At 70.8% G+C, this 16848-nt stretch carries 13 protein-coding genes and 4 pseudogenes; 7 read left to right on the forward strand and 10 right to left on the reverse strand.

The window, feature by feature from the left end:
• The first annotated feature begins 1799 nt into the window (after nt 1-1799).
• Nucleotides 1800-3875 carry a helicase-associated domain-containing protein gene (locus ACGFIZ_RS28340; RefSeq protein WP_393424380.1) on the forward strand — a complete coding sequence of 692 codons (2076 nt, stop codon included), beginning with the start codon at nt 1800-1802 and terminating at the stop codon, nt 3873-3875.
• 157 nt (nt 3876-4032) lie between these two features.
• Here ACGFIZ_RS28340 and ACGFIZ_RS28345 read toward each other — a convergent pair whose 3' ends face one another.
• Both ACGFIZ_RS28345 and ACGFIZ_RS28350 read right to left on the reverse strand, forming a co-directional pair.
• The gene (locus tag ACGFIZ_RS28345; RefSeq protein ID WP_393424383.1) at nt 4033-5091 is read right to left on the reverse strand and encodes a DUF2293 domain-containing protein; all 1059 of its coding nucleotides are present in this window, start codon (nt 5089-5091) and stop codon (nt 4033-4035) included.
• Between the two features lie 160 nt (nt 5092-5251).
• Complete coding sequence (locus ACGFIZ_RS28350; RefSeq protein ID WP_393424386.1) at nt 5252-5746, reverse strand: DUF6933 domain-containing protein; 495 nt, start codon at nt 5744-5746, stop codon at nt 5252-5254.
• Between the two features lie 102 nt (nt 5747-5848).
• On the opposite strand from ACGFIZ_RS28350, the gene ACGFIZ_RS28355 reads away from it, so the two are divergent.
• Nucleotides 5849-6160: a calcium-binding protein gene (locus ACGFIZ_RS28355; protein WP_393424389.1), complete on the forward strand. Its 312-nt coding sequence runs from the start codon at nt 5849-5851 to the stop codon at nt 6158-6160.
• A gap of 24 nt (nt 6161-6184) precedes the next feature.
• Nucleotides 6185-7321, forward strand: a complete 1137-nt coding sequence (locus tag ACGFIZ_RS28360) for a hypothetical protein (RefSeq protein WP_393424392.1) — start codon at nt 6185-6187, stop codon at nt 7319-7321.
• 372 nt (nt 7322-7693) lie between these two features.
• Here ACGFIZ_RS28360 and ACGFIZ_RS28365 read toward each other — a convergent pair whose 3' ends face one another.
• From ACGFIZ_RS28365 to ACGFIZ_RS28385, 5 genes and pseudogenes are all read right to left on the reverse strand, one after another.
• Complete coding sequence (locus ACGFIZ_RS28365; protein WP_393424395.1) at nt 7694-7966, reverse strand: helix-turn-helix domain-containing protein; 273 nt, start codon at nt 7964-7966, stop codon at nt 7694-7696.
• 32 nt (nt 7967-7998) lie between these two features.
• Nucleotides 7999-8334, reverse strand: a complete 336-nt coding sequence (locus ACGFIZ_RS28370; protein WP_393424398.1) for a type II toxin-antitoxin system RelE/ParE family toxin — start codon at nt 8332-8334, stop codon at nt 7999-8001.
• Nucleotides 8335-8397: 63 nt separating this feature from the next.
• A pseudogene (locus tag ACGFIZ_RS28375) lies at nt 8398-8805 on the reverse strand (nucleotidyl transferase AbiEii/AbiGii toxin family protein); the annotation flags it as partial.
• A 74-nt stretch (nt 8806-8879) separates the two neighbouring features.
• Nucleotides 8880-9320 (reverse strand): annotated as a pseudogene (locus tag ACGFIZ_RS28380) (nucleotidyl transferase AbiEii/AbiGii toxin family protein); the annotation flags it as partial.
• Nucleotides 9317-9967: a type IV toxin-antitoxin system AbiEi family antitoxin domain-containing protein gene (locus tag ACGFIZ_RS28385; protein WP_393424401.1), complete on the reverse strand. Its 651-nt coding sequence runs from the start codon at nt 9965-9967 to the stop codon at nt 9317-9319. The gene ACGFIZ_RS28385 and the pseudogene ACGFIZ_RS28380, both read right to left, overlap by 4 nt.
• A gap of 959 nt (nt 9968-10926) precedes the next feature.
• Between ACGFIZ_RS28385 and ACGFIZ_RS28390 the strand changes: the two genes are divergently transcribed.
• On the forward strand, nt 10927-11769 hold the full coding sequence (locus ACGFIZ_RS28390) for a hypothetical protein (RefSeq protein WP_393424403.1): 843 nt from the start codon (nt 10927-10929) through the stop codon (nt 11767-11769).
• 44 nt (nt 11770-11813) lie between these two features.
• On the opposite strand, the pseudogene ACGFIZ_RS28395 reads toward ACGFIZ_RS28390, so the two are convergent.
• Nucleotides 11814-12518, reverse strand: a pseudogene (locus ACGFIZ_RS28395) (PdxA family protein); the annotation flags it as partial.
• Between the two features lie 115 nt (nt 12519-12633).
• Nucleotides 12634-12972, reverse strand: a complete 339-nt coding sequence (locus ACGFIZ_RS28400) for a nucleotide-binding domain containing protein (RefSeq protein WP_393424479.1) — start codon at nt 12970-12972, stop codon at nt 12634-12636.
• Nucleotides 12973-13010: 38 nt separating this feature from the next.
• Here ACGFIZ_RS28400 and ACGFIZ_RS28405 point away from each other — a divergent pair.
• The 3 genes and pseudogenes from ACGFIZ_RS28405 to ACGFIZ_RS28415 all read left to right on the forward strand — a co-directional run.
• Nucleotides 13011-13616 (forward strand): annotated as a pseudogene (locus ACGFIZ_RS28405) (exo-alpha-sialidase); the annotation flags it as partial.
• A gap of 456 nt (nt 13617-14072) precedes the next feature.
• Complete coding sequence (locus ACGFIZ_RS28410; protein ID WP_393424406.1) at nt 14073-14372, forward strand: hypothetical protein; 300 nt, start codon at nt 14073-14075, stop codon at nt 14370-14372.
• Between the two features lie 45 nt (nt 14373-14417).
• Entirely contained in the window at nt 14418-15500 is a 1083-nt protein-coding gene (locus tag ACGFIZ_RS28415; RefSeq protein ID WP_393424408.1) for an NAD-dependent epimerase/dehydratase family protein, read from the forward strand.
• 101 nt (nt 15501-15601) lie between these two features.
• On the opposite strand, the gene eis is transcribed toward ACGFIZ_RS28415, so the two are convergent.
• A complete protein-coding gene (eis, locus tag ACGFIZ_RS28420) occupies nt 15602-16780 on the reverse strand; it encodes an enhanced intracellular survival protein Eis (RefSeq protein WP_393424411.1) in 1179 nt (392 codons plus the stop codon).
• Between the last annotated feature and the right edge of the window lie 68 nt (nt 16781-16848).

Here is a 16848-nt window from a genome sequence, read left to right on the forward strand (position 1 = left end):
CTGGCGTACCTCTTCGACGGCGGAGACGGCAAGGCTACCCTCAGGCCGCACGAGCTCCAGAAAGACGCCTGCATCTTCGAGTCCTTGAAGGCGCCTCACCAACGTAGGCCTAAGTGGCCGGAGTCTGGCAGATTTTGCAAGCGTGACATACCAGACTCTGCGAAGCTCAGGGGCAACTATTTCTTGGTCACCGAGAATCAATTGCGTCATTTGCGCATATGCGGGTTCGACATCTGCTACGACCTCAACGTACGCCGGCGGTCGATCACTATATTCGATGCGAAGGTCAGCCATGCCCCGGGCGCTATTGTCGTCCTGAATAACCACTCGTTCTCCGGTTAGTCGCGCAACAACGCGCGCCGCATGGAACTCAAAGTCACCTAGGTAGCTGCGAAATTCACGCATCCGCATATCATTCGATCGCAAATCGATCGGGTAGCCTGGCTGGAACTCTTCCATCGCTGTAGGCGCTTCCCCTCGTCCCGGTAGACGAGGATCTTAGGCCAAGACCTCGGTGCAGCCCGAGGGGGATTTTGCGGACCCGTTCGTGCATTGGTCTGCCGCGATCCGGGCGTCGGCCGACTGCGTGCCGGTAACTGAGCGTAGGCGTTGACACGGAGACTGGTGGGCCGATGGTCAGCGGCACGCTGTTCCTCGGGGCATGCGGATCTTTGTACCGTCAAGCGCGTACCTGACTCTGTAGCGGAACCCGTACGCCGACACGCACCGCCCTGCTGTGACGGAATGCGACGCGGACCGGCATCGGACGGCCCACGGATTCGGGTGCTCCGCGGGTGCTCGGACGTTCCCCCACCCTGACGGACGCGCCAGATGAACCCCGGATTCCACCCCAGCCGACGACCAGTTGCTACCTGACCCCGCGTGGTCGTCAACGCGGAACAGCCCGAACCGCTATGGACGCGGCCCGACGCAGCCGGACGTCCGAAGCTTACTCGACTACTGTGGGCGATTAAGACGACTTTGGAGCCATCTGGGATACTTTTAATCCTTAGGTTCTGGGTTCGAGTCCCAGGCGGCCCACCTTTGAACTGGGAAAATAGCCCACCATCACCACCTTTTGCCTCTTCCTGTCGGGGTATTTGTCGGGTTTTTGGCTTTAGTGTGCGAGCGCCCACCGAGCACCCAACCCTGGAATGACGCTTGGCGACATCACGCGTCGCCGCTGGTCAGGGGTGCGTCCCGGCGCCGCGAGGCGACACAGTCCCCCGTGTAGATCTCCATGGTGATGGCGAACTGAGCGTGCCGAGAGGATCTGTGTCGCCACCCGGGATGCGCGTCCAGGTCTGCAAGGAGCGAGGCGCAGGTACGCCGGGCATCCCGGACGGTGATCCGCCGGGCTCCCGCCACATCGCAGCGCCGGTCCCTGAAGCGGGTTGAAGTTGCGCGGCTCGACCGGCCGACCGTTGCGGGTGGCGAAGACGAGGTCCGACGGCTGCCAGGCCAGGCCGGGCCGGTGGCGTCCCCGGGCGGCCGGTCTGTGCGTCGCGGCGGCTGTCGAGCGCCACGGTGGAGATGTCCGGCAGGGGCAGGGTGGCGTAGTCCCCGTCAGGCGACCCGCCTGACTACCGGTGAAACCGTCACGACTGGCCCCTGAGCTGCGGAATGCGGTTCGGGTTCTGGCACATTGAGTCCACCCAAAACGGATACTCAACGGAGGGGGTCAAACCGGCAGCACGCGCCACAAGCCGGGTCGCGCTGATGATCCACACCTTGCGGCACGGTCCCCCGCATGGCGTACTTGTCGCGTCCGGCGGGGAGGGGCGTCGTAGATTGGCGGGGTGCAGTCCCTCGCCGCTCACCTTTGCGCCCTGACCCAGGAGCAGCTCACCGCTCTGGTCGCGAAACGTCGCGACGCGACCATCGAGCCTGCGCCGCAGACCGCCGACCAGCTCGCCGTACGGCTGCTTCACCCGTCGTCGATGGTGGCTGCCTGTGCGTTGCTTACCCTGCCGCAGCTCCAGGTGGGCGAGGCCGCCGCGGCGCTGGGCGATGGGTGCACCACTGCGCGGCTGGCGGCGCTGTTGGGCGTACCGGAGGGCGACGCGGACCTGGCCGCGGCGCTGCGCCGGCTCACCGGGCTCGCCCTGATCTGGCCGTACGCCGACGGCTTCGCGGCGGCACATCTGAGCCCGATGTGGCCGCGCCCGCTGGGCCTCGGACCCGGTGCCGCCGAGCTGCTCGCCGGACGGAACATGAACGAGCTGCGCAGGCTGGCGAAGGTGTACGGCATCCCCGTGGCGGGCCGCGGCAAGGACGAGTTGATCGTTGCGCTGGTCGGCTGGCTGGCGCGGCCGGAGAACGTGCGCCGACTCGTGGCGCAGGCCCCCGCCGATGTTCGCGCCAGGCTCGCCGCGCTCGCCTCGCGGCCGGCACCGTCCTTCGATGTGCGAGGGATCATGTTCGGGTCGGCCGGGGTGGGGCTGCCGTGGGCCGCCGAGCGTGGTCTCGTCGTCGGCTCCGCGTGGGGCGTCGAGGAGATGCCCCGCGAGGTCGCGCTCGCGCTGCGGGAGGGCTACGTCGCGTTCGACCCGCAGCCGCCGGCCCTGCCTACCACTCCCGTCGAGCCCAGGGACGCCGAACGGGAGGCCGCAGCCGCCGCCTCGCAGACCCTCGCCGCCATCACCGCGATCGCCGGAACCATGAGCGGCGGCCCGGTGCCGCTGCTCAAGACCGGCGGTCTGGGCGTACGGGAGGTCCGCCGAATCGCCAAGTCGTCCGGCCTGGACGAGGACCATATCCGCCTGATCATCGAACTGCTTGCCGCGGGCGGCCTCACCGAGGCCTCGGACACCGGTCTGGCCCTCTCGGCGGCCTATGACGAGTTCGCCGCCACCGAACCCGCGGACCAGCTGCTGGACCTCGTCGACACCTGGCTGACGATGCCCGCGTGCCCGCTCGCCCCCGCCGACTCCACCGCGGTCTCCTCCCGTGTCCTCTACTGGAACGAGGGCGAGGAGATGATTTTGACGGGTCTGCGTGCCCTGGCCTTGCGTACGCTCGCCGATGTCTTACCCGAAGGGCATGCCACCGACCCCGGCGCGCTCGCCGACCGGCTGGCCTGGCAGAGCCCCGTCCTGACCGACCAGGCCGACGAGGATCTGCACCGATATGTCACCGGCATCTGGCGGGAAGCCCACCGGCTCGGCCTGCTTGCTCACGGAACAGCGACGAGGCTCTGCCGTAGCCTGCTGACCGGTGACGCCGACGCGACTCATCGGCACGCTCAGGCCATGCTGCCCCGGTCCCGCAGCACGGTCCTGTTGCAGAACGACCTCACCGCGGTGGTGACCGGCACCCCGTCGGCCAACCTGCTGGCGCTGCTGGACGGCGCGGCCCGGCCGGAGTCCCGCAGCGGCGCCTGGACCTGGCGCTTCTCGCCGGCCAGCGTCCGCGGCGCACTCGACGCCGGAAGCACCCCGGCGGATCTGCTGGCCCGGATCACCGAGGTGGCCGAAGGCGGCCGGGTGCCGCAGACACTCACGTACCTGATCAACGACGTAGCCCGCCGATACGGCCGCGTTCAGGTACGCCCAGCCGGCTGCTGCCTGTGCAGCGACGACGAAACGCTGCTCACTGAAATCCTCAACACCCGCTCGCTGCAGGCCCTGCACCTGGTCCGGCTCGCCCCGACCGTGCTCGCCACCGCAAAATCGCAGGCCGAAACCCTGGCCGCACTGCGCGCCGCCGGCCACGCCCCGGCCGGCCTCCGCCTCGACGGCAGCCCAGCGATCGAGATCCCGCAACGACGCCGCGCCGATCCATCACCCACCGAGCCGGACAGTGGTGACAACTTTCCGCTGCCACGCCTGAGCGACCCGGCCGACGTCGCACGGGCCCTGCTCGGCAACCGCTGATCCCCCGCCACCCGGACTACCTTGAGCGGGCCGAGTCGTTTCCCGGCCGCCTAGCTGTAGCCAGGTGCCACCTCCGGTTACAACGCGTCCGACCTGCTGTTTCTCAGCAGAACTGCGAGCCGACCAGCGAGGCTCGGGGCGGGACGGGGTCCGGCGCTCAGGCCGGGCGCCGCCACCGTTCAAGGACCCGATCGATGTCGTCCCGGACCCGTTCCCGGGCCTGCTCCCGGGGCACACCGGCCATCAGCAGCTCGTCGTACGCGGTGTCCTCGTGCCGCACGGAGGCGACCACGGCCCGGGTCACGGCGTCCGGGTCAAGGGCCCGACCGGCTGCGCTGCGCCCCACCCGGCCGCTGCCGCGGGTGCCGGTGTGTCGGCTGATCGCCGCCGCCCGCATCGGCGGACAGCTGGGGAACAGCCGGCCGATCCGTTCGGCCAGATCCTGCTGGAACCGCTCGTCCGCGGCCGCTCGCCGCTGCCGGTCCCGCTCGCGGCGGCGGGCACGGGCCTCCTCGTCGGAGAGGCACTGGCGCTCGGCCTGCTCGACCGCGGCCTCCTCGACCAGCAGTCCCTGCCGCTCGTGGCGCTTCCGGGAGCGGCTGAACCGCACCACCACCGCCGAGAGCCGGCTGGCCTGTTTGGCCCGACGGGTCAGCGCCGCGTCGCCGGCTGGCAGGAACACCAGGTGATCGAGGTCAGCGCAGGTGAGACACGCCGGCCCGGCGTCCTCCATCATCAGCATGTCGGCGTCCATGCGCCCGCAGCCGACGCAGGTGAACGCCTTCAGCGGCTGCACCACCACCAGGTCCGGCGGCTTGCTCTGCCGGGCAGCCAGCCGCTCCCGCTGCCGCTCCGGCAGGTCCGCCGGCGTCCAGTGCGTGCGGTACGTCAATTCCAGCGTGAGATCGCCGGCGGCGGTGAAGCGCAGCGGCCGCCGGTCGCGGGTGGCGGCGAGATACTCGACCTGGCTGGGGCTCAGGCCACGACTGGCTACCCAGCGGCGGAACACCTCCAGCGCGTCAGCGAGCCGGTCCGCCGACACCGCCGCGACCGCTTCCAGGTGCGGCGCCCGGCCCTGCCGCCAGTCCGTCACCAGCCCGAGCGGCACCCAGCCCATCCCGGTCAGCACGTCGAGCGGGCTCACGTAACGCTTGTGCCGCAATGCCTGCTCGGCAGCGGTCACCACCCGGCGCTCCAGCTTCGAGGCGGGCTGCATGGACGGCAGCTTACCCGGGACGACGCTCCGCCGGTCGGCAGCGCCGCCCGTGGGCAGTCTCTCAGCCGGCCCGCTGTTCTGCCGTCAGACTCTGCACAGGGCTACCCCGACGGAGCGTCGGACGAGGGCTTGGTGACCGTCACCGGCATCCCCATGATCCTCACGAGCTGATCTGCTGCACGATGGCCGCGAGCTCCCGGTCGGGGCTCACATGGCGCTGGTAGAGCGGGCTGCACGGTGTCGCGGCCAGCCGTACGGCGAGATCGAGGAGGTTCGGCTTGGCGGCGTTGCGCCAGGTGTCGGCGAGGAAGGCGAAGTCGGTCATGATGCCGACGATGCCGCGGTTGGCCGTCGGCGCGATCCGCCACTGGCGCATCTGGTCGGCCTCGGCGCGGATCACCGGGTCGGGCACGCCGTGGGCGGTGAGCACCTCGCCGACCTGGTCGGCGACCCGGCCCGGCATGGTGGCGGCCGGCGCGAGGGGCATGAGCACCGGCAGCAACGTGCGCTCGTTGACGAGCAGCGCGACCTGCGGTCGCCGCGGAAGCGCGGTGGCGTACCAGTCGCCGAGCACCGTCGTGGACCGCTCGCCGTCATGCGGGGCGGATGGGCCGATGCGTTGGCGTAGCTTCGCGGTCGCTCGCAGGATGAACATCCGCCCATCCTGCAGCCTGTGCGCGCCGCCCCGAGGGTGGCGATGGGCTCGGTGGATCCGGTCGCTCGGGACGTAGCGCGGGGGCTGTCGTAGGGTGCTGCGGTGGGTTCACTCAGCCGGGCCGAGTTGGATGCTTTGGTCGGCGAGGCGACGGTCGACGCTTACGACGATGACGAGCAGTTGACTGGCCTCTACACGATGATCGAGGACAATCTGGCGGTGCCGTTCACGACGCAGGTTCTGGGTGTCGAGGTGATGGTGCGGCGGGTTGACCTGCGCCACGGCGACATGGTCGCGATCTGCCATCGCGGTCGGATTCGTCAGGCGATCGGGATTCTGGATCTTCCGTTGCCGGAGCCGCCGCCGCGCGGCGCGGAGTGGATCGAGGCGTACCGGCACTGGGCGGCCGGATGATCATCATGGCGGAGGGGGCCGGCGGTGAGTGAGTACCAGTACTACGAGTTCGTGGCGGTCGACCGGCCGTTGACGTCGACGCAGCAGCGGGAGCTGCGAGCGTCGTCGACGCGGGCGCGGATCACGTCGTCGAGTTTCGTCAACGACTATCAGTGGGGTGACCTGAAGGGTGACCCGCGGGAGTGGATGCAGCGGTACTTCGACGCGTTCCTGTACCTGGCGAACTGGGGGACCCACCGGATCGCGCTGCGGCTACCGATCGCGGTGCTCGATCCGCGCACGGCCGCCCAGTACTGCGTCGGGGATTCGGCCTGTTCGTGGACGACCCGTACGCACGTGATCGTCGACCTGTACAGCGAGGACGAGGACGGCGACGACGTCTACGAGGGCGGGGGTCACCTCGCCGCGATCCTTCCCGCGCGGGCCGAGTTGGCCGCCGGCGATCGGCGGCTGCTGTACCTGGCGTGGCTGCTGTGCGTACAGGGCCGGGAGCTGGACGACAACGAACCAGAGCCACCCGTCCCACCCGGTCTGCAGGACCTCTCCGGGCCGCTGCACGCCCTGGTCGACTTCCTGCGGCTGGACCCGGACCTGCTCGCCGTGGCAGCCGAGACCAGCATGCCGCTGAAGGAAAAGACGCCGTCGACGGCGGCGCTGGCCCGCTGGGTGAAGTCGCTGCCCGAATCGGAGAAGGACGACGTTGTCCTACGGCTGTTGCGCGGCGACGACGCTCGCCTGCGGTCGGAGCTGCTGGCTCGTCTCCATGGCACGACCCCGAACGAGAGCACCGGCGGTCGCCGCACGGTCGGGGAGCTGTTGGCCGCCGCAGGGGAGCGCTGGTTGGAACGGCAGCGGCTGGCCCGCGAGCGCGAGGCGGCCGAGCGGGAGCGCCGGGAGCGGGCTGCAGCCGCCGCCCGCGAGCAACACCTGAACGCGCTCGCCGGACGGCAAGAACAGGCGTGGCAGCGGGTGGCCACGATGATCGAGACGAAGAAGCCGAAGGAGTACGACGCCGCCGTCGCGCTGCTGTCCGACCTGAAGGCACTGGCCGAGCGGAACGACGACACCGAGGCGTTCCACCGGCAGGTGCGGCAGCTGCGGGAGCGGCATGCCCGTAAGCCGAGCCTGCTGGATCGCCTCGACCGGGCCGGGCTCCGCTGACTCGACAGCCGATCAACTGCCGCCGTCGACCGCGGTGAAGCCGAGTTGGGCGTAGGAGCGGGATCGCTTGCGCCACACGGCGGCGAGCACGCCGACGTGTTCGTCGACGTAGTCGTGGACCTCGGCGGTGGCCCGTCGGCGGGCGGGTCGGCAAGGGAGGCAAGGACCTTCTTGAGATCCTTTGGCACGAGACGGGCGATCATGCTGGTCCTGAGCCGGGCGACGAGCGAGCGGCCGACTCGCAGGCGGCGGGCGAGATCAATGCCGCAGCTGGGTTCCCGTTCAACGGCGAAGCCCCGGCATCAGCCGGGGCTTCGCGACGTGCGCGACAAGCATGAGGGCAACGACAGAGACGCCCTCGTGCCCCTCGCGTCAACTAAGGGTCACACGTTCGCCGTCGAATTCGGCAACGAACTCAGCCTTGCCGCCAAGGGCAGCGATGTACCGGGCGACCGTGCCGACCTCCGCCTTCGGTAGTTCGCCGCTCTCGATGGCGGCGACGCGCGGCTGGGAAACGTTCATGCGGTCGGCAACCTGCTGCTGAGTCAGGCCGCGCCTCTCGCGCATCTCACGCAGTCGCGCTGCGCGTACCTCGCCGCGCATGCGCTCCTTGTGCTGCTCAACCTTGTCCTCGTCGAGGTTCATGCGAGAGCGGACATCCCGCCAGCTACGCGCCATCAGTGCTGTCCCTTCAGCTCTCGCAGATGCTCGGCGAACTTCTTGTCGGCTTCGAGAATGCTGGTCTCGTACCAGCCCTTCCAGTTGCCGCTCTTGTCACCCGCCACCAGCAGGATGGCTTCCCGCTGAGAGTCGAAGGCGAACAGGATGCGGATCTCGGTCCCCCCTGCCGAGCCGGACCGCAATTCCTTCATGTTCTTGTAGTTCGAGCCCTTGACTCGGTCGACGAACGGCCGACCGAGCGCCGGGCCCTCGGCGGCGAGCAGATCTATGGCCGCAGCGACCTGCTCAGCGGAGTCGGGCTCAGACGCCACCGGGCATTCAGGCCGATCCATCCGGACGAAGCAGCAGACGAGCGCGGGACGCGCCGGCGGCGGGCGCTCGATCCCACAGCGAGATCACTGCGGGATCCAGGTTCGCGCTGACGGGTTCCAGACGCCGATCGCTGTTGCATCGAGCACGGGGTCGAAAATCTGGCTCGCGAGGCTTATGGCGGTGTCGTAATCAGGGACTGTGCCGGGTGCCTCTGCTGCGATTCTAGGGTAGCGTGCGGCCCAGCCGATGGCGTCGGGCACGACGAATCGTTCGGGAAGTTCGATCTTGCGCATCGCCGCGTTGCTGACGACAGCGGTGCGCAGCGTATCGGCGTTGATGGCGTGTGTGATGGCGATGATGGCGATGTCGACGAGGTCCTTGACCCGGGTGCTGCTCGCGGGCTGCCCGTCTCGGGCGTAGGTACCGATGGTCGCGCAGAGCTTGTCGGCCAGGTGGTCGGCGATCGGAAAGACGCGATGTTCGGCCGAACGAGTCCCTCGATGTTCAGTGGCGTCAGCGGAGCAACGACGTCTGGTGTGTCTGTCATGACGGTGCCGACAACAACATCGATGTGGAAGCCGGCAAACGACGTCGGGCCGAGTCGGGCGTTGACGTGTACGCGGGCTCCTTTGGCTTCCTCTTGGAGGGGAGCGACGCGTGTGACGTCGAAGGCGAAGTGATCGCCGAGGTCGATCCGGAGCGCGGCGCGCAGTGCGTCAACGGCGTCATCGACATCGGCGTCGGTAGCGTTGAAGAACACGTCGACGTCCTTGCTGTGCCGGGCCGTGGCGAGCCGGGCCAACAGCGCCCCTGCGCCCTTGAGTACCCACCGGTCGGCGTCATCGGATCTGAACAACCGGGCGAGTGCCCGGTCGTAGGCGAACTGACGCTGGAGTTCGTCGAGGCGGTAGCGCCGGTCAACTCGCGCGATCTGCCCGAAACGTTCCTTGAGTGCCGTCCGGAACGCCGAAGGCGTCTCATACCGGAACGTGGGCCGCCCGCTCACCTACGCGTCCCCCCGCCGACGAGCACCCGGAAGAGCTCTGCCGGGTCGGAGTGGCCGTAGGCGACCGCGTGTGGCGCGACGATGGCCTTGAGCGCGTCTTTGTGCAGAAGGCCCAGAGCGAGGACGTCCTGCACGACCTGTGCCACTGCGGACTCGTCCTCCCCGTCGGTGAGCAGATCGTCGATGATCGCTGGCACGGTCCGTACCGGCAGACCGCCCCAGACCTCCCAACTATCCGGGGCGATCTGCGAACGTACGCGTAGCTTGATGTCGTTGCGGCGAGGTCGCAGCCGAGTGGTGGCGTAGAACTCGTGCTCGTGTGGAATCAGGTCACCGAGGCCGCGCAGATGTGCGGCGCTGCGGTGGCTGACGATGGCATCGGGGACGGCGGCGCGTTCGTGCCACGACTTGGCGCCCCCGAGTTGCAGCCAGGCCGCGCGTAGCGGATCCAGCTCCGGGTCTTCGGGCACGCCCGTGAGCCGATACACGCGCGCAGCCTGATCCGCGATGGCAAGCGTGCCGTCATCGACGAGTCGTTTCAGGTCCTGCCGGGACACACCAAGACCGCGAGCCTGTCCCGCTGTGATCATGCCCCACTGCTCGCTGGCCACCGGGCTGATCGCAGCCAACGCGGTACGCCTCGACATGGAGCAATCGTAACACTATTGCGACGATCGCTCCATCCGGGAATTGGGGTAGTGGCGGACCCCCGGGGTCGCGGCGGAACGGGCAACGAGCGGGCCGCATTCGGCATCACGGGTGCTCCACGGGTGCTCGGATGTCCCGACGCCGGACGGACTCACGGCACGATTCCCGGACTCCCATCTCTGCCGCCCCACTCACCACGACGCAACTCCACGTAGGCACTGCGCGGACCAGCACAGACGCGGCCGGACGACGTATCTGGAATCCGGACAGTAGGTAAACGAGGAGTGCCTTGTCATGTTCTGGGTGCTTTTTATCCTTAGGTTCTGGGTTCGAGTCCCAGGCGGCCCACTCCATGACTTGATCTCGCTGCTGACGGGCGTTTTTGCGGTTTGTGTGGGGTGAGGCCCGCCTCCGTAGGTGGCAGTGCGCGAACCGCCGCGGGGGTCGGATGTCGGCCCGCCCCCGGTGCCTGTTGGTCACGCGGCGGATGGTCTTTGGATCATCCTGCGTGGCGTCGCCCGGCCATCCGCCTACGTACTGGCGAAACCAACCCGGCTGCCGCACCCAGGCACCAGTTGGGTCGGGTCGCTGCCGCCGGAACGCGCCGCCTGGCTGCGGGAGATAGCGGTGTCGGGCCGGCTGCCGACGTGGGACACCTGGTTCTCCGCCAACTCCATCGACGAGCTCCTGCCCGACCCTGGCCAGCAAAGGAACGCGGGTACCGGGTCCGGCGCATGGACGCCGACCACCTGGCGATGGTCACGCAGCCGGCGATGGTCACGGATCTACTTCTGTCGGCACTACGGAAATAGCCGGCTCGTTGGTCCGAGTGCGGAGGTCGGCGTACTGGCACCAGGGCCACCCGCGGCCTCACGCCTGCGGTTGCAGCGCCCTGGAATCATCGAAGGCGGTCGCGAGTCGCCCTGGGGGGCACATGTCCAACCGCGGTTCTGGCTTGGTGTTGCTGGTCTTGAGTTTCCCGCTGCTGATGCTGGGCATCCGGGACTGGAAGGAGGCCGACCGGGAGGCGGGCCTCCGCGCGTGGCAGCTACAGCAGGCCGCGTCGGCCTCGGATCCACGCGTACGCGCAGACTTCGCGGACTACGCCGAGAGCACCCTGTACCGGCAGCAGGACGCCGAGCAGAGCCGCAACTGGCTGCTGGGCGTGGCGGTCGTCGGCGCCGGAGCCGGCATCGTGCTGCTGTTCACCGGACGCCGCCGGGCGGCCACCGTCGAGGAGCCCGAGGAACTCGCCTCGGCGGCCGAACCGCCGCCGCCGTCCCGCTTCCACCCGTGCCGGGCCTGCCAGTGGCGGATGTCGGTCGAGGCGAGCGCGTGTCCGCGTTGCGGCTGCCCGCACGAGCCGGAATCGGCGGTCGTGGAGAGTGCGCCGCCGCTGCCGATGCACAGGGCGCAGTTGACGATCTACATCGCGCTGCTGGTCCTCGGACTCGGCTCCGCCGTCGTGATCTACACGGTTCTGTTCGACGGACTGTCGGAGACCGAGCTCGTGCGGATCTCGCCGTACTGGTTGTTCCCGAGCGTGTTCGGGTACTACGGGCTGGTGGCGCTGCGGATGGAAGCGCGATTGCAGGCCGGCCACCGGGACAATGTCTCGGATCAGCTCCTGGACGTCATCAAGGAGACCGGCGGCCACCTGGGACAGGCGTTCGCGTTCCTGGTCCACGCGCCGTTCCTGATCGTCAAGAGCCGCCAGCCGTGGGTCGTCGCGTTCGTCGGCTCGCTGATCTGGGCGATGGCGCTGGTGGTGTTCTTCGACGTGGTCTTCCCCGGGCTGTAGGGCCGGCGGCGGATACCGCCATGGATGCTCGGACCCGGTCCCGTCTACCTGGTCATGCCGCGTCGGCCGGGGTCGGATCGACGACCACCACCTGGATGCCCTTGTCGCGGAACTTGTTCACCTCGGCGGCGGGCGCGGAGTCGTCCGTGACGAGGGTCCACCGGGCGGGCATGACCGCCCAGGCGTGGAAGGGCGCCTGGCCCAGTTTGGCCCTTCTCGCCGGCGTGCGGGTTGATGCCGCAGACACCGATATGGGGTGCGGACACGCCCGCGTCCACCATGGCCCGGTGACCGCGTCGGATCGTCCGTTCCACCAGCCCCGGCTCGATGCGTTCCACGGCGTCGATGAGGCCGATGTGGGTGGTCACATGGATGACCTTGACCTTCGGCGTCGACAACATCATCGACACCTCGGCCGTCCCGGTGAGCTGGGCGAGTAGCTCGGTGTGGCCGAGGAAGGCGTGGCCACCGGCGTGCAACGCCTCCTTGTTCAGCGGGGCGGTGCAGATGGCCTGCACCTCGCCCGCCATCGCCAGTTCGCTGGCCACCCGCACGTAGTGGTACGCCGCGTCCCCGGCCACCGGCGACATCCGGCCGAACGGCAGGTCCGGCGGCAGCAGCCCCAGGTCGATGACGTTGACCCGGTTGGGGGCGAAGTCGGCGTCGGCCACCCCGGCGACGGGGACGATCTCGGGTTCGAGCCCGACCAGGCCGGCGGCCTGCCGCAAGCGCGCGGCATCACCGATGACGACGCACCGCGCCGCGCCGTCGCCGAGACCTGAGGGTCGAGCAGCGCCCGCACGATGATCTCGGGGCCTACTCCGGCGCCGTCACCCATGGTGACGGCGAGATAGGGACTGCTGGTCATCTCGGCTCCTTCGGAGTCACGGGCTCGGACAGCACGATGCGGACGAGGTCGGTGAGGGAGGCCGGGCCGCCGAAGCTGCCGGGGCGGGTCACCACGAGGCGCCCCGTCTCGGTACGCGAGAGCACGGCTCCCTCCCGCGCGGTGACGGGGCGCAGGCGTGCGACGCCGAGCCGGTCGAGGACCGCGCGGGCGGTCTCACCGCCGGTCAGCACGAGGGCGCGTCCGTCCACGGCCGACGGCGCCGCGGCGTCGGCGAGGGCGGATGCGAGACGCGTCGCGAGGTGGGGGCGGACCTCACCGTCGATGCTGACCGCCGCGCAGCGCGCGCCGCCCAGGCGGGCGGTTCGCCGCCCCCGGCGGTGAGCTGTGGCTGCTGCACACCGCGCAGCACGCCGGGAACCAGGACACCGCCGTGGTGCGCGCCCGCGTGTCCGTCGACTCGGGCCGTACCTGGGGGCCGGTGCGGGAGCTGCTGTCGTCCCCGCACGGCGGCATCTTCGTCCGGCGGCCCCCGGTCGCCCTGCCGTCGGGGCGGTGGCTGCTGCCGACGTTCGCCTGCCCGCGGGTGCCCGGCCGGGCGTGGAGCGGGGAACACGACACGAGCAGCGTGTGGTTCTCCGACGACGGCGGCGAGAGCTGGCGGGAGCCGCCGGTGCCCGCGTCGACCGGAAGGGTCCACGTGCCGCGGCCCGGCGGGGACTTCACGGCGTACTTCCGCAGCCGCTGGGCGGACCACGTGTACCGCAGCGTCTCGCCGGACGGAATCACCTGGGCGCCGCCGCACCCCACCGGCCTGCCGAACAACAACTCCTCCATCCAGGCCGTGGCGCTGCCCGACGGCCGGACCGCCCTGGCGTTCAACGACAGCAGTCGCCGCGACGCGGTCGCCCGGCGGGTCTCCCTCTACGACGAGACCGACGCGGCGGGGATCGTCGAGGACGCCGTCCCGCAGGTGCGGCCGGTCGGGGACGGCGACGGTGAGCGGACCGCCTTCTGGGGCGCTCCCCGGGCGCCCCTGGCACTCGCCGTCTCCGCCGACGACGATCGACCTGGCCGCTGCGCCGGCTGCTGGCCGACGGCGACGGGTACGCCCTGTCGAACAACTCGCGCGACGGGATCAACCGCGAGCTCAGCTACCCGTCGCTGGTGGTGGACGCCGCGGGTGACCTGCATGTGGCGTTCACCCACCACCGCAGGGCGATCCGGTACGTGCACGTCCCGGCGGGGGGCATCGCCCCGAACGGCCGATGAAGGTCCGACGCGGGGGTGGCCCGCGGGACGCTGGGACCGCGCGGGTCGAAGGGAACCCGCGAGCGGCGTGCGGGGCGGCACGGCGAGGGACAGGCCGGGCGTTCCCGGGGAACCGGAGCGGCGTGCGGGGCGGCACGGCGATGGATAGGCCGGGCGTTCCCGGGGAACCGGGAGCGGCATGAGGATGACGAGCACCCCGGCCGTGGCGGCGTCGAGCGAGCAGACCGGCCCCGACGGGGTCCGCCAGCCCGGCGGCGAGGTGCACGCCTGGCTGCCCGGCCAGAACCAGACGCTGTGCGGGCTGCCGCTGAGCCGGACCAGGCTGCGCCGGTTTCCGCACGTCCCATTCGAGTATTCCTCGACCGACGTTTTTACCGAGGCGGACCCGGTGGGGTGGGTCTGCCCGCGCTGCCTGGCCGCCACGGGGGGCCGCCGGGACCGGAAGCAGAAGCAGAGCTGGGTACGCACCTCGCCGCGTCCCTGACCGGCTGCGGGGTTTGCTTCCGGCTCAGCGGGTACCGGGCCTGGCATGCGGATCGTGGTGGTGGGGGCCAGCGGCAACGTCGGGACGGCGCTGGTGCGCCGGCTGCGCCGGGAGCGGGGGGTGGAGCTGGTCGGGGTGGCGCGCCGGCTGCCGGGCCGGGAGGCTGGTGAGCCGTACGACTCGGTGGAGTGGCACTCGTGCGACATCGGGGCGCCGGGCGCCGCCGACCAGCTCGGGGTGATCTTCGCCGGGGCGGACGTGGTGGTGCACCTGGCCTGGCAGATCCAGCCCAGCCACGACCAGCGGATACTGCGCCGAACGAACGTCGACGGCAGTCGGGCGGTGGTCGGGGCGGTACTGCGCGCCGGCGTGGGCGCGCTGGTGTACGCGTCCTCCGTCGGCGCGTACGCGTCCGGCCCGAAGGACCAGCCGGTCAGCGAGCGGTGGCCGGCGACGGGGGTGCCCGGGTCGTCGTACAGCGAGCACAAGGCCGAGGTGGAGGCGCTGCTCGACGAGGTGGAACGGGAGCACCCGGGGCTGCGGGTGGTGCGGATGCGGCCGGGCCTGACGTTCCAGCGCGCCGCCGGCACGCAGATCACCCGGTACTTCCTCGGGCCGCTGGCCCCGGTGCGCCTGCTCCGGTACGGCCGCATCCCCCTCGTGCCCAGCAACCGCCGGCTGCGGATGCAGGCGGTGCACGCCGACGACCTGGCCGACGCGTACGCCCGGGCGGTGCTCGGGGACGCGCGGGGCGCGTTCAACCTGGCGGCCGACCCGGTGCTCACCCCGGAGCTGGTGGCCCGGCACTTCCACGGCTGGACCGTGCCGGTGGCCGCCCCGGTGCTGCGGGGCGCGGCGGCGCTGACCTGGCTGGCCCGGCTGCAACCGATCGACGCCGGCTGGGTGGAGCTGGCCCTGCACGCGCCGCTGATGTCCAGCGGGCGGGCCGAGGCCGAGCTGGGCTGGCGGCCCGCGGTGGATTCCGTGACGGCACTGCGCGACCTCTTCACCGGCATGGCCGAGCGGGCCCACACCGGCAGCCCGCCGCTGTCCGCCGCCCCCGCCCTCCCGGGCCGCCCGGCCGGCCTCCTGAAGGCCCGCCCGGCGGGCGAGGGCAACCCGTACTGACGTGCCCCGGCCGGACATGTCCCCGTTGATCATGGGGGTTGGCGGTGCGACACGCCGGGGCGGGGACCGCCAACCCCATGATCACCGGGAAGAAGGGCGGGTCAGAAGGTGGCGTGCAGGTGGGGGAGGTGGCGGGGGAAGAGGCGGCGTAGCTCGGCGGCGGCGTCCGGCGGCACCCGGCCCAGGCCGCGGACGTCCACCTCCGCCGGGTCCAGCACCCCGTACGCCAGCGCGGAGAGCCCCGCGGCGGTGAGCGTCGCGGCGGGCGCGTCGCCCCCGGCGGCCCCCGCCACCAGCTCCAGCCGGCCGGTCGTGCCGTCGAGCAGGTGGCTGCCGCCCAGCCAGCGGTCCCCGGTCAGCTCGACGCGGACCCGTCCCGGGCCCGCCGGCAGGCCGGCCAGCGCGTCCAGGGAGAGCAGCCGGGCCATCGGCGCCGACGACCCCGGCTGGGCGAGGCGGGCCTCGACGTGCACGTCCAGGTCGGTCAGCCACAGCTCGGGCAGCTCGTCGGGCGGCACCCGCAGGCGTACGCGCTCCACCTGGTCGACGTGCCGGCCGAGGAACTGCAGCAGCAGGGCCCGCGCGTACGGGTCGGTGACCAGGAGGTCGTCGGCGGTCAGCTCGCCGCCGTAGTCGTCGATCGTGTACGTCAGCACGCCGACCGTCGTACCGTCGCGGCGGGCGGTGACCAGCCACCGGGCGTCGTCGTCGCGCAGCGACACCGCGCGGACCTCGGGGAAGAGGGCGAAGCCGTGCCGCTCGGCCAGGCAGCGCTCGGTGAACGCCCGGTGGTCGGCGTACCCGGTGCCGATCCGCTCCCAGCCCAGCTTGCCGGGCAGCTCGGCGCGCAGCAGCGGGGCCAGTCCGGCCGGGGAGAACGCGACCGTACGCGACATGGGCAGCCCGACGTAGCCGAAGTGTTCGTAGAACGAGGCGCGGAACGGGTACAGCGCGCTCAGCCGGTGCCCCTCGTCGCGCATCTCGTCGAGGAGCCGGTGCAGCAGGGCGCGTACGTGCCCCCGCCGGCGGGCCAGGGGATGGCTGGCCACCCCGGAGATGCCGGCCATCGGCAGCACGCACCCGCGCAGGTTCTGCCGCATCGGGATGGCCGAGGCCGTGGCGAGCGCTTCGCCGTCCTCCTCGACGACCAGCGTCCGGTTCGCCGCCCCGTACGGCAGGTAGCGGCGGAACGCCTCGATCCGCTCGGGCCGCTTCGGGGACGCCTCGAAGGCGTACGCCTGGAGCGGGAAGGAGGTGGCCTGTCGTTCCTCGTCGGTCACCCGGCGGATGGTCATCCCCCATACCAACCCGCCCGGCGGGCCGGCGCAACCGCAATTGCCGCGGGTCG

Source organism: Micromonospora sp. NPDC048830, from assembly GCF_043198215.1.
In the GTDB taxonomy this organism is placed as follows: Bacteria; Actinomycetota; Actinomycetes; order Mycobacteriales; family Micromonosporaceae; genus Micromonospora.